This window comes from Empedobacter sp. ULE_I140 (assembly GCF_053482575.1).
On the sequence record NZ_JBQMTX010000001.1, the window covers coordinates 2,786,592 to 2,798,615 of the forward strand.

Sequence of the window (12,024 nt, forward strand, 5' to 3'; positions counted from 1 at the left end):
CACAAAATTTACGACAAATATAAACTCTATTAATTTAATAGACTAAATATGTTTTAGAAAATATCTTTAATTCTATTAACACTCCTCTCTCACAAACTGAATTGCCAAATTAAGTATATTATTGGAAACAATTTTGATGAAATCTTCTCGATCTAAATAGGGATAAAAATATTTTTTATTCAATGTTGTATGACCATTTGTGATCGAAATCCAAACCGTTCCAACCTCTTTTCCATCTTCACCTTTATTTGGACCAGCGACACCAGTTGTAGAAATACTAATATCCGTTTTTAATTGATTTCTAACACCTTTAGCCATTTGTTCAGCAACTTTTTCCGAAACAACTGTAAATTCATCAATATCAGATTGATTTACATTGAGCAAATTTACTTTTACCGAAGTGTCGTATGAAACAATAGTTCCGAAATAATAAGCAGAACTTCCCGAAACAGATGTGATCAAACTTGCTATATTTCCTCCAGTACAACTTTCGGCAGTCGAAATTGTCAATCCTTTTTCTTTTAAAACATCACCCAAAACTTGTTGCGCATTTCCAGAATTTTCTGAAATTAGATAATTACCAGCAATTAATTTGAATTGATTAATCTGATGTTGAATTTCATTTTGTAAAAATTCTTTATCTGTTCCAAACGCTGAAAATCGTAAATCAATAGAAGTTCGATTCGGTAAATACGCCAAATGAATAAATTCGGGCAAATTATTTTCCCAATCTTCTAACAAAATTGCTAAATCACTTTCTGGAATTCCACTCACCAAAATATCACGATGAACAATAATTTCTGATTGAAATTGGTCTTGTAATTTTGGAATAATTTCGTCACGCATCAAACCTTTCATTTCAAAAGGAACGCCTGGTAAATTGATGATAATTTTATCATTAATTGTAGTCCAAAGACATGGTGCTGTTCCATATTTGTTCTGAATAAATATAGACTTTTCTGGAATTAACGCTTGATCTTGATTCAAACTATTTAACTCTTTTGAGTAACCTCTGGCAACAAATAATTGAACAATACTTTCTAAAACTTTAGGCTCTTTAACTAGTTCACAATTCAAAAATTGACACAAAGCTGTTTTAGTTTTATCATCTTTTGTAGGTCCTAAACCTCCTGTTACAATTACAATATCTGATTTAGAAATTCCTCGTTCGAAAGCTTCAATAATACGACTCATTTCGTCTTGAACAGAAATAATTTCTTCCACTTCAATCCCAATCGTATTCAATTGTTTGGCGATAAATGCAGAATTAGTATCTACAATTTGACCAATTAATATCTCGTCACCAATTGTGAGTAATGTCGCTTTAATTTTCATATATAAAAAAACTTGCTTAAAGTTAAGCAAGTTTGATTTCATTATTTATATGATTTTATTTTCTATCTACACCTTGATTATGTAATTCGCGCTGTTTTTGATTATCCTCTTCAATCATTCTCATAAATTCTGAATAGGATACCTTTTGTAACTTATTATTTATTGTAAAAATTGGTGCTTTTTTTAATTCTTTTTTCTTTGTCGCATTCCATGAAATCATCACTTCTACATCATCTTTCGTGTATTTATAATGCAATTCTAAAATCAAACCTTTTGTACCATAATATTTATCTGGCGAATATGACTAAGGAATTGAAGGCGCATACCAAGCAATAACATCAACATCTTTGTATTTCCCGATTGCTTCTTTGGTTTCGATTCCAAGAATAGTTTTACTTTTTCCAGTATCAGTAAAATTTATATAATTCAGCGAATCATAAATGATCATTTTCTTTACAAACAAATCTGTTTCATTGTAAAAAACTTTCTCTTTGTAATCAAAAATTGGTTTTTCTCCTATATCTGGACTAATTCCCATTGAGCCTCCTTGTGCTTGTTGAGAATTATCTATTTTTTGAATATTTACTGATTGACTTTGAGTTTTATTATAGGAAAATTGATAATTAATCGAAGGAATATTTTTAGACATTTCTAAAACTTCGTCTCTTTGTTTTTGATCTGGATAATATTGCTTCATCGCTTCTAAAGCTTTATCCGTAATTCAAAATCTATTTCATAAAATTGAGCATTCACAAAACTTGAAATGAGAATGATTAGTATTAATAGTTTTTTCATGTTAATTATTTTTTATCAACTCCTTCGGAATTCATATTATTAAATACTTCATTTGCATCATCCCAAATTTTATCAACTTCATCAAGTTTAATAATTTTTCCTTTTGTAGGAACCGAAATTTTTGGAGCTTTCTTAATTTCTTTTTTATCGATTGCTAACCAAGAATTTATCATTTCACTTTCATCATTTTTCATTTTGTAATGTAATTCTAATATAAAACCATTTTTTGTTGAATAAATATCAGGTGTATATAAATATGGAATATCTTTTGTGTACCAAACAATTATATCTATATCGTTTAATTTCCCTGTAGCTTCATAAGCTTTAAAACCAATAATATCCTTTGTTTTTCCTGTATCAGTAATATTAATCGGTATTAAATTATCTTTAACTAAATAATTTTTACCATAAACGTCTATTTCGTATGAGAATTGATTCAATTTATAATCATTTACAACAATCCCTCCCATATTCATTGGTACTTTAGAAATCATAGATTCATTATCTTGATTATTATTTATACGACGAATATATTCCGATTTACTTAACGATTCATTGTAAATAAACTTAAATGTTTCCTTTGGTGGATTTTGATTCATCTCAATCATTTTCTTGATTTGCAGCTTATCACCGCCAACTGCTTCTTCAAACCATTTTAATCCTTCTTCATTGTAATGCGTTTGAACTTGTGTTTCGTAAGTAATTTCATAAAACTGCGCTTGCGCAAAACTTGAAATAATAATGATGATAATTAGTGTTAATAGTTTTTTCATAGTAGTTTAATTAAGATTTAAATATAATAAAAAAGAGACACAATAACTTGTGTCTCTTTAAAATATGATGAAATAATTTTGATTATAAAATATGTTTCTCTGCATGATAAGAAGAACGAACCAAAGGTCCTGATTCTACATGACGGAATCCTAATCCACGAGCGAAGTCTTCATATTTTTTGAATTGTTCTGGCGTAATAAATTCTTTCAAAGGCAAATGTTTTTTCGTTGGTTGTAAATATTGACCAATTGTAATGACATCTACATTTGCATCAGCAACTTCCTGAATTGTTTCAAAAACTTCGTCTTCAAACTCACCTAAACCAAGCATGATTCCAGTCTTTGTACGACGTTGACCTGCTTCTTTTGCATAACGTAGAACTTCTAACGAACGATCATATTTTGCCTGAATACGAACTTCTCGTGTTAAACGACGAACCGTTTCCATATTATGAGAAAGCACTTCTGGTGCAGCTTCTACAATACGATCGATGTGTTTTTCAATTCCTTGAAAATCTGGAATCAAAGTTTCCATCGTTGTTCCTGGGCTAATTCTACGAACAGCATGTATCGTTTCTGCCCAAATAATAGATCCCATATCTTTTAAATCGTCACGGTCAACAGACGTTAAAACCGCATGTTTTATTTGCATTAATTTGATAGAACGCGCTACTTTTTCAGGTTCTGCCCAATCCACTTGATCTGGACGACCAGTTTTTACGCCACAAAAACCACAAGAACGTGTACACACATTTCCCAAAATCATAAATGTTGCTGTTCCTTCACCCCAACATTCGCCCATATTAGGACAACTTCCACTTTGGCAAATTGTGTTCAATTTATATTTATCAACTAAACCTCTTAATTCACGATGTTTTTTCCCTGTAGGCAATTTTACACGCAACCATTCAGGTTTTTTTACTCTTCCATCTGGTAATAGCTCAACACTCATACATTACTTTTCTGATTGGCTAATTTACAATTTATTTTTCTAAAATAAATTCAATTGTTGCGATTCTAATTCTAACAAAAATTGTTTGCGTTTCTTTCCGCCTGCATATCCAGTTAACGAACCATCCGAACCAATTACACGATGACAAGGTACTATGATTGCAATTTTGTTTTTCCCGTTCGCATTTGCAACTGCTCGTATCGCTAATAAATCTCCAACAGCTATCGATTGATCTTTGTATGATCTTGTTTCTCCAAACGGAATTTTGATTAATTCGTTCCAAACTTTTTTCTGGAAATCTGTTCCAATCAAATCAAGCGGAATGGTAAACACTTTTAAATTCCCTTCAAAATAATCGTTCAATTCATTTTCTAAACGGTTCAAAACCTCATCTTCTTTTTCTAAAATTTCACCCAAGTTTTCTATTTCTTTGAGTTGTTTTTCGGTCGATTTTCCATCAAAAAACTCTAACATACAAATTCCTTTTTCCGACTTTATTGCAAGCATTTCTCCAAGAGGTGTTTGTATTTTTTTTGAGCGAAACATTTTATAAAATTTTAGTTGAAAGTTAGAAAAATATAGTCGTAATTTGGTATCAAATTTGTCGTTAAAAATATCATAAAATTAATTTATGAAAAAATCTATTTTCGCGAGTATTTTCGCATCTTTCATTATATTCTCTTGTCAATCAAAAGGTGTTCAACAAGAACAAAAAAATACAGATTCTTTCAAAGAAATTACAGAAGCTGTAAAAAAAGAACACAATTCTATGAATTCGTTGGATTGGGCTGGGAAATATGAAGGAATTTTACCTTGTGCCGATTGCGAAGGAATAAAATATATTGTTGAATTGAAAAAAGATGGTAACTTTTTTATTGAGCAAGAATATTTAGGAAAAGAAACAGTTTATCAAGACGAAGGATTTTATAAATGGGATGCTTCTGGAAATGTTTTACATTTAAATTCTAATATAAGTCCATTAGTGTTGAAAGTTGAAGAAAACAGATTGAAAGTTTTGGATCAACAAGGAAAAGAAATTACAGGAAATTTGACAGATAAATACATCTTGAAAAAGACTAAATAATAAAAAATAAAAGGCAATCTCGATTACGGATTGCCTTCTATTTTTGAAATTATTTTAGTTCAATAAATGATCTTCTGTCAATTTTTCAAAAACTTTAATTACACCAATTACTTGAATTTCTTCTTGTAAATATTCTTCAAAAGTAAAATAGTTGTAAGCTTCAATTTCATTTGTTGGTTTTATTTCTTCGTTCAAATCGTACAGAAAACAATCTTGTTCCATCAAAAGATTCTGTTCTCCATATGCTTCAGCTGTAATATGACAATAAAAATTGAGCTCTTCTCTTACTAAATCCAAACTCAATTCTTCTTTTATTTCTCTTACCAAAGCTGTGTCAGAATTTTCACCTTTATCAATTTTTCCACCTGGTAAATACCACGCTTTTTTATTTTTGCTAAATGTCAAAAGCAGTTTATTATTTTTAATAACTAATAAACCCGCTGTTGGTAATTGAATCATCTTTTATTTTTCTAAACTTTTTTGCCATTCCCAGGCAGTACGCATACTTTCTGATAGTTTTGTTTCAGGTTTCCAACCCAATTCTTTTTCTGCTAAAGAGTTATTTGCATAAGCTTCGATAATATCTCCTGCGCGACGCTCTTTGATTTCGTATTTCAATTTCAAATCATTGGCATCCTCAAATGCGTGAACAACTTCTAAAACCGTAGATCCTGTTCCAGTTCCAAGATTAAAGAATTCTAGCTTTGCTTTATTTTTATTTTCGATCAAACGAGTTACGGCTTTTACGTGTGCATCAGCCAAATCATTTACATCGATATAATCACGAATTGCCGTTCCATCACGCGTTGGATAATCATCTCCCCAAACTGATAATGCTTCTCTGATTCCAGCCGCAGTTTGTGTAACATAAGGAATTAGATTATTTGGAATTCCTTTTGGTAATTCTCCAATTTTAGCTGTTGGGTGTGCACCTACGGGATTGAAATAACGTAAACAAATCACATTTTTATCAAATGCTGCTGAGAAATCTTCTAAAATTTCTTCCCCCATTTGTTTCGTTTTTCCATAAGGAGATTCAGGTTTTTTTAGTGGAGTTTGCTCATCAATAGGCATTTTATCCGCTTGTCCGTAAACTGTACAAGACGAACTGAAAATAATATTATTAGCATCAAAATCTTTCATTGCATCCAAAAGATTAATTAAACCTAAAAGATTATTTCGATAATACATCAACGGTTTTTCAACAGATTCTCCAACTGCTTTATGCGCTGCGAAGTTGATAATTCCATCTATTTTATTTGTTTTGAAAAATTCGTTTACTTTTTCTTGATCTTTTAAATCAATCTCGAAATAAGTTGGTTTTGTTCCTGTAATAGAAGTAATTTTATCCAACACACCAATTTCTGTGTTCGATAAATCGTCTATGATCACAACTTCATAACCTGCATTTTGTAAAGCTACAACTGTGTGCGAGCCAATATAACCCAAACCTCCAGTTACTAATATTTTACTCATTTTTAATATTTAGTTTTTATAGTGAAATCAAATTTAGGAAAATAAAAAAGCTTCTGAAACTAATCAGAAGCTTTTTCGTATTATTTTTAGGATAAATTATTTTCCAAAAAATTCGCGAACAACAGAAGTGATGTAAGCCAATTGCTCCTCATCTAACTCTGTGTGCATTGGTAAAGACATTACTTCTTCTACCAATTTGTTTGTATTTGGAAAATCTGCATCATTATAATGCCCGTTATCATACGCTTTTTGTTTGCGTAATGGAACAGGATAATAAATCATCGCAGGAATTTCTTTTTCACTCAAGAAAGCTTGTAATTCATTACGTTTACCATTTGTTACACGTAACGTATATTGATGGAATACGTGAGTTGTGTCTTCTCCTTTTACAGGCGTTAATAATGCATCAATATCTTTAAAAGCTTCTGTATAATAAGCCGCAGCTTTGCTACGAGCAGCGTTATAATCATTTAAGAAAGGTAATTTACGACGTAAAACTGCTGCTTGAACAGAATCCAAACGAGAGTTAACACCAACTTCATCGTGGTAGTAACGTTTGTACATTCCGTGATTTACAATTCCACGTAAACGATGTGCAATATCATCATCATTTGTAAAAATTGCTCCACCATCACCATAACAACCTAAGTTTTTTGAAGGAAAGAAAGATGTACAACCAATGTGACCAATTGTTCCAGCTTTTCGACCTTTGTAATCCGCTCCAATAGCTTGTGCAGTATCTTCTACAACATATAAGTTATGTTCTTTTGCAATTGCCATAATCTCGTCCATATTCGCACATTGACCAAATAAATGAACTGGAATAATTGCTTTTGTTTTTGGCGTGATTGCCGCTTTTAATTTTTCTGTATCAATTGTAAAAGTATCATAATCAACGTCAACTAAAATCGAATTTAATTTCAATAAATCAACAACCTCTACTGTTGCAGCAAATGTAAAATCTGCCGTAATTACTTCATCACCTGGCTCTAAACCTAAGGCCATCAAAGCAATTTGCAACGCATCAGTTCCGTTTCCACAAGGAATTACGTGTTTTACATTTAAGTAATTTTGCAATTCAGTTTCGAATTGTTTTACTTCTGGTCCATTAATAAAAGCAGCCGAATCCAAAACATTCAAAATTGCTGCATCAACGTCTCCTTTTATTTTTTGATATTGACTTTGTAAGTCAACCATTTGTATTTTTTTCATAACTTAATGAATCTTTCAAAATCTACAACTTTAAAAAGTCGTTATTATTACAACAAATGTACAAAAAAAGCTCATTCTAAATTTTTAACTTTGCAACATTGTGCAAGGATTTTATAACACATCAATTAAAGCGTACGGAATGGCGCTAAAATTGGCTTCGAATTTTAACGAAAAAGCAAAACTTTGGGTAGATGGAAGAAAAAATTGGGAAGAAAAAATAGCTTCTAAAATTTCAGAAACCGATAAAGTTTTGTGGGTACATTGTTCATCTTTAGGCGAATTTGAACAAGGTAGACCAGTGATCGAAGCATTGAAAGAAAACTATCCAACACATAAAATTGCTGTTTCATTTTTCTCTCCTTCTGGTTATGAAATTAGAAAGAATTATCAAGGCGCAGACGTTATTTTTTATTTGCCTTTGGACACAAAATCAAATGCAGAAAAGTTAATAAAAGTGCTTCATCCAGAAATTTTGATTTTGGTGAAATACGAATATTGGTTTAATTTGATTATCGAATTACATCAGCAAAACATTCCTACAATAGTGGTTTCGTCAATCTTTAGAGAGAGTCAAAATTTTTTCAAAAAAGACGGAAATAATTGGTTTGCGAAAAAATTAAGTTTGATAAATCATTTCTTTGTTCAAAATCAAAAATCAAAAGATTTACTGGATTCAATCAATATCACACAAAATACAATTGCAGGCGATACGCGATTTGATCGTGTCAAACAGATCATTCATCAAGATAATGAATTGGATTTTATGAATGATTTTAAACAAAATTCGAAATTAATTGTTGTTGGAAGTTCTTGGCCAAAAGATGAAGAATTATTTGTGAATTTAATCAACCAAAAATTAAATAATGATTGGAAAATTGTTTTTGCACCACATAATTTGAATAATGCTGAAATCAATTCTTTTCAGAATAAAATCAACCAAAAAGCTGTTAAATTTTCTGATTTAGAAAAAACATCCAATCAAGAGTTAATCGATTCGAAAATATTTATTCTAAATACAATTGGTATTTTATCAAAAGTCTATTCTTATGCAGATATTACCTATATTGGCGGAGGTTTTGGTGCAGGAATTCATAACACGTTAGAAGCTGTAACATTTGGAAATCCTGTCGTTTTTGGTCCTAAATACAAGAAATTTCAGGAAGCTGTGGATTTGATAGAAGTTGGCGGAGGATTTTCTATTGCTAATCGACATGAATTTGATACAATTATGAATCGTTTGATGAACGATGAAAATTTCCGAAAAGAAAGTGGAAAAAAAGCTGGAGATTTTGTTCAAAATTCACCAAATGCAACTAAAATTATTTTAGAATATTTAGATGATATTTGTAAATCTTAAAATTTTATCAATTTTTAACAAAAAAGGCACAGAAATTGTGAATCAAAAAAGCATTATTGATTTTTTTAAAGTGTAAATCAATCTTCTGTATGAATAAAACTTTACTTTTGAATTAATTATAATAACTCAGACTTAAGTAATAAAAAAATGAAGAAACTTATTTTAGGAATAGCACTTTTCGGTGGATTAAGTGCAGCAAATGCGCAAATTGATTTAGGAGTAAAAGGAGGTCTTAACTTCCCGACTTTATCTGGTGATTCTAGAAAAATTTACTCTGATAGTCAGGGAAATGGTTTAGGAACTAAATTTAGAACTGACTTTTATATTGGTGGTTATGCAAACTACAAAATAACAGATCAAATTAGTTTTCAACCAGAGTTATTATATTCTAAACAAGGAGCTGGATTGAAAACAAATGATAACTCAAAAGCTAAATTAATTACACATAATATTAATATTCCATTGATGGGACGTTATGAAATTATGGATGGATTAAATGTTGAATTTGGTCCACAATTAGGTTTCTTAGTTTCTGCTAAAAAGAAAACTGAAGAAGGAAAAATTAATGAAAAAGAAAAATTTGTAGATAATTTCAAAACATTTGATTTCGGATTAAATTTTGGTGCAGCATATAAAATTACAGATGAATTAGAAATCAATGCTCGTTTTACAAAAGGATTATCAAATATTAATGATTATTATTCACAAACAATAAATGACAATTACAAAATTACTAACACATACTTTAGTGTTGGTATAGCGTATAAATTAGCTGAAATGTAATTTATTTCAAATCAAAATATACAAAGGAGCTTTTAGCTCCTTTTTTTTTGTGATTACTTGTAAAACAATTTTGCCTTGTCAAATTAAATTCTATATTTGTAGTAATAAAAATACAGTTGTAGATATGAAAGTTAAATTATCAAGAAGAGAAGAGGAAGTAATGGAAGTTATCTGGAGCGGAAAACAAGTTTTTGCGAAAGATATTATCGATTCGTATGACGATCCAAAACCTGCAAATACTACAATTTCAACCTTATTAAAAAGGATGCATGACAAAGGCTATATTGATTACGAACAAATGGGAAACTCGCGACGATACTATGCTTTGGTGAAAAAAGATGATTATTTTTCGAAAGAAGTAAAAGGAATGATTTCGAACTTCTTTAATAATTCGGCAACACAATTTGCTTCATTTTTTGCAAAATCGAACAATATGTCGGTCGAAGAATTAGAAAAATTACGTGATATAATTGACAACGAAATAGATCGCAAAAAGAAATAACCTATGGTTGCTTTTTTTATAAAATTTATTCTTTGTTCCGGATTTTTATATTCGTTTTATAAACTTTTTTTGGAACGCGAAAGCATGTATAAAATCAATCGTTTTTATCTGTTGTTTTCGTTGATATTTTCGTTAATCGCGCCTTTGTACAAAATTGATTTGCCTATCACAGCGACAGAAACAAATATTTCGCCCGAATTATTGGCTTTTCTAATGCAAAATCCTAAATTGTTGCAACAAGAAAAAGGAATTAATTTTGGTGATATTTTGACTGTTATTTACATTTTGATTTGCGTAATATTTCTTGTAAGATTTATCTACAATTTGTACGAATTGATGTTCAAAATTAAGACTGAGGAAAAAATCAAAGATCAAGAAATTACATATATTCTTGATTTAGATTCGAATCAGCCGTATAGTTTTTGGAAATATATTTTTATTCCGAAAAAGCAACTAAAAAGTTTACATCAAAATTTAATTGATCACGAAAAAGCGCATTGCATTCAGAAACATAGTTTGGACATTTTGTTAATTGAAATTTTTCAAATTCTTTTTTGGTTCAATCCGTTTATTTATTTCTATAAAAAATCAATCAAACTAAATCACGAGTTTTTGGCAGATGAATATGTATTGAAAAGAAACTCAGATTTAAAAACTTACCAACATCAAATTTTGGATTGTATTGCAACGCAAAATCCATCGATGATGGCAAGTAATTTCAATTTTATTCTAACTAAAAAACGCCTGCTTATGATGACAAAAAATACATCAAAACGAAAAGTGAAAATTCTATCTTTTGCTTCGTTGCCTTTTATATTGAGTGCTTTTGTACTTTTTAGTCAAAAATCGTTTGCGCAAGAAGTTGAGATAAAAGCTCAAAAAGTGGAACAAGCGTTGGAAAAACCTGTTCAATCGCAAGCCGAAATTCTTCTTGGACAAGCAACTACTTTGAGAGATTCGCTTCTCAAAACAGATCAAGCTAAAACAACAACTCCAATAGAAAAAGTGATTACGAAAGATGAGTTAAAAATGATTTTGAAAAGTAATGCACAAAACAAAATTATCTTGAATGATGCTGGAGATATTATTCTGAATGATTCTATCAAAATAAAAGATATTGTTTTGAAGAAAAATATGGTTCCTACAATTTTATATGGAACGGACGGAAAAGTTTTGCAAAAAATTGATCCAAAAGATATCGAAAAAGTTTTTGTAAGAAAAAGCGGAGGTGAAGATTTTATTGAAGTTATCAAAAAAGATTCAAGCATCATCAAAATTTTCAATTCTGAAAAAGACATTCCGAATATCGATAAAAAAGTAAAAACAGCTAAAATGCCAACAGTAAAAAATAATATTACGTTGAAAAATGGTTACTCTATTTATACAGATAAAAATGGTGTTGAGCACAAAATTATTAGTTCTGAAATTGATAGAGTTTATTTAGAGAATCAATTAAAATCAAAAGAAATTGATAATGGTTATAGTCTAAGTTTTTCAAAAAATAAAGGAGTTGATAAAGCGGAAATAGAAAAACAATTAAAAGAAGCACAAGCAAGAGGTTATGATATTACAGCTATAAAAACTGATACTAAAAATCCCGAAATACAAAAATTAGGTTCATTTACTGTAAAAACATTCTATTCTGAAGATCCTAAAGAAATGAGTAAACATCTTGAAGAAAAAAAGAAAGAACTTGAATTACAAGAAAAAAACACTAAGAAAATGCTAAAATAGATTGAGAAAAGGCAAAAACAG

14 protein-coding genes are annotated in these 12,024 nt (G+C 30.0%); 5 read left to right on the forward strand and 9 right to left on the reverse strand.

Annotated elements, in window-relative coordinates; translation table 11 throughout:
- Positions 1-75: 75 nt before the first annotated feature.
- The 6 genes from ACTS9J_RS13465 to ACTS9J_RS13490 form a co-directional block, all read right to left on the reverse strand.
- Positions 76-1,335, reverse strand: coding sequence for a CinA family nicotinamide mononucleotide deamidase-related protein (locus ACTS9J_RS13465; protein ID WP_448353333.1), 1,260 nt, complete (start codon positions 1,333-1,335; stop codon positions 76-78).
- 55 nt (positions 1,336-1,390) lie between these two features.
- Positions 1,391-1,603, reverse strand: a complete 213-nt coding sequence (locus ACTS9J_RS13470; RefSeq protein ID WP_115001551.1) for a hypothetical protein — start codon at positions 1,601-1,603, stop codon at positions 1,391-1,393.
- Positions 1,604-1,639: 36 nt separating this feature from the next.
- Positions 1,640-2,032 carry a GLPGLI family protein gene (locus ACTS9J_RS13475; RefSeq protein ID WP_291064588.1) on the reverse strand — a complete coding sequence of 131 codons (393 nt, stop codon included), beginning with the start codon at positions 2,030-2,032 and terminating at the stop codon, positions 1,640-1,642.
- A gap of 103 nt (positions 2,033-2,135) precedes the next feature.
- Positions 2,136-2,903 carry a GLPGLI family protein gene (locus ACTS9J_RS13480; RefSeq protein ID WP_448353334.1) on the reverse strand — a complete coding sequence of 256 codons (768 nt, stop codon included), beginning with the start codon at positions 2,901-2,903 and terminating at the stop codon, positions 2,136-2,138.
- 82 nt (positions 2,904-2,985) lie between these two features.
- Positions 2,986-3,855 carry a lipoyl synthase gene (gene lipA / locus ACTS9J_RS13485; RefSeq protein ID WP_180905058.1) on the reverse strand — a complete coding sequence of 290 codons (870 nt, stop codon included), beginning with the start codon at positions 3,853-3,855 and terminating at the stop codon, positions 2,986-2,988.
- Positions 3,856-3,894: 39 nt separating this feature from the next.
- A complete protein-coding gene (locus ACTS9J_RS13490) occupies positions 3,895-4,401 on the reverse strand; it encodes a methylated-DNA--[protein]-cysteine S-methyltransferase (RefSeq protein ID WP_448353335.1) in 507 nt (168 codons plus the stop codon).
- Between the two features lie 85 nt (positions 4,402-4,486).
- Here ACTS9J_RS13490 and ACTS9J_RS13495 point away from each other — a divergent pair, with 85 nt between their 5' ends.
- Entirely contained in the window at positions 4,487-4,939 is a 453-nt protein-coding gene (locus ACTS9J_RS13495) for a copper resistance protein NlpE (RefSeq protein ID WP_291060541.1), read from the forward strand.
- A gap of 54 nt (positions 4,940-4,993) precedes the next feature.
- Here the strand turns inward: ACTS9J_RS13495 and ACTS9J_RS13500 are convergent, their stop codons facing one another.
- The 3 genes from ACTS9J_RS13500 to ACTS9J_RS13510 all read right to left on the reverse strand — a co-directional run bounded on the left by ACTS9J_RS13500 (position 4,994) and on the right by ACTS9J_RS13510 (position 7,627).
- Entirely contained in the window at positions 4,994-5,398 is a 405-nt protein-coding gene (locus tag ACTS9J_RS13500) for an NUDIX hydrolase (RefSeq protein ID WP_291062581.1), read from the reverse strand.
- Positions 5,399-5,401: 3 nt separating this feature from the next.
- Complete coding sequence (gene galE, locus ACTS9J_RS13505) at positions 5,402-6,415, reverse strand: UDP-glucose 4-epimerase GalE (RefSeq protein WP_291060545.1); 1,014 nt, start codon at positions 6,413-6,415, stop codon at positions 5,402-5,404.
- Positions 6,416-6,511: 96 nt separating this feature from the next.
- Positions 6,512-7,627, reverse strand: coding sequence for a DegT/DnrJ/EryC1/StrS family aminotransferase (locus ACTS9J_RS13510; protein ID WP_313253730.1), 1,116 nt, complete (start codon positions 7,625-7,627; stop codon positions 6,512-6,514).
- A gap of 100 nt (positions 7,628-7,727) precedes the next feature.
- Here ACTS9J_RS13510 and ACTS9J_RS13515 point away from each other — a divergent pair, with 100 nt between their 5' ends.
- The 4 genes from ACTS9J_RS13515 (at position 7,728) to ACTS9J_RS13530 (ending at position 12,003) form a co-directional block, all read left to right on the forward strand.
- Positions 7,728-8,984, forward strand: a complete 1,257-nt coding sequence (locus ACTS9J_RS13515; RefSeq protein ID WP_291047107.1) for a 3-deoxy-D-manno-octulosonic acid transferase — start codon at positions 7,728-7,730, stop codon at positions 8,982-8,984.
- A gap of 147 nt (positions 8,985-9,131) precedes the next feature.
- Positions 9,132-9,767: a porin family protein gene (locus ACTS9J_RS13520; protein ID WP_291062575.1), complete on the forward strand. Its 636-nt coding sequence runs from the start codon at positions 9,132-9,134 to the stop codon at positions 9,765-9,767.
- A gap of 124 nt (positions 9,768-9,891) precedes the next feature.
- The gene (locus ACTS9J_RS13525; RefSeq protein ID WP_038331851.1) at positions 9,892-10,269 is read left to right on the forward strand and encodes a BlaI/MecI/CopY family transcriptional regulator; all 378 of its coding nucleotides are present in this window, start codon (positions 9,892-9,894) and stop codon (positions 10,267-10,269) included.
- Between the two features lie 84 nt (positions 10,270-10,353).
- On the forward strand, positions 10,354-12,003 hold the full coding sequence (locus tag ACTS9J_RS13530) for a M56 family metallopeptidase (RefSeq protein ID WP_448353336.1): 1,650 nt from the start codon (positions 10,354-10,356) through the stop codon (positions 12,001-12,003).
- Positions 12,004-12,024 lie beyond the last annotated feature (21 nt).

Excerpts from the sequence above, each read along its gene's own strand:
- ACTS9J_RS13465 (WP_448353333.1), bottom strand. The coding sequence starts at position 1,335 with ATGAAAATTAAAGCGACATTACTCACAATTGGTGACGAGATATTAATT.
- ACTS9J_RS13475 (WP_291064588.1), bottom strand. The coding sequence starts at position 2,032 with ATGAAGCAATATTATCCAGATCAAAAACAAAGAGACGAAGTTTTAGAA.
- ACTS9J_RS13480 (WP_448353334.1), bottom strand. The coding sequence starts at position 2,903 with ATGAAAAAACTATTAACACTAATTATCATCATTATTATTTCAAGTTTT.
- lipA (WP_180905058.1), bottom strand. The coding sequence starts at position 3,855 with ATGAGTGTTGAGCTATTACCAGATGGAAGAGTAAAAAAACCTGAATGG.
- ACTS9J_RS13490 (WP_448353335.1), bottom strand. The coding sequence starts at position 4,401 with ATGTTTCGCTCAAAAAAAATACAAACACCTCTTGGAGAAATGCTTGCA.
- ACTS9J_RS13495 (WP_291060541.1), top strand. The coding sequence starts at position 4,487 with ATGAAAAAATCTATTTTCGCGAGTATTTTCGCATCTTTCATTATATTC.
- ACTS9J_RS13500 (WP_291062581.1), bottom strand. The coding sequence starts at position 5,398 with ATGATTCAATTACCAACAGCGGGTTTATTAGTTATTAAAAATAATAAA.
- galE (WP_291060545.1), bottom strand. The coding sequence starts at position 6,415 with ATGAGTAAAATATTAGTAACTGGAGGTTTGGGTTATATTGGCTCGCAC.
- ACTS9J_RS13510 (WP_313253730.1), bottom strand. The coding sequence starts at position 7,627 with ATGAAAAAAATACAAATGGTTGACTTACAAAGTCAATATCAAAAAATA.
- ACTS9J_RS13520 (WP_291062575.1), top strand. The coding sequence starts at position 9,132 with ATGAAGAAACTTATTTTAGGAATAGCACTTTTCGGTGGATTAAGTGCA.
- ACTS9J_RS13525 (WP_038331851.1), top strand. The coding sequence starts at position 9,892 with ATGAAAGTTAAATTATCAAGAAGAGAAGAGGAAGTAATGGAAGTTATC.
- ACTS9J_RS13530 (WP_448353336.1), top strand. The coding sequence starts at position 10,354 with ATGTATAAAATCAATCGTTTTTATCTGTTGTTTTCGTTGATATTTTCG.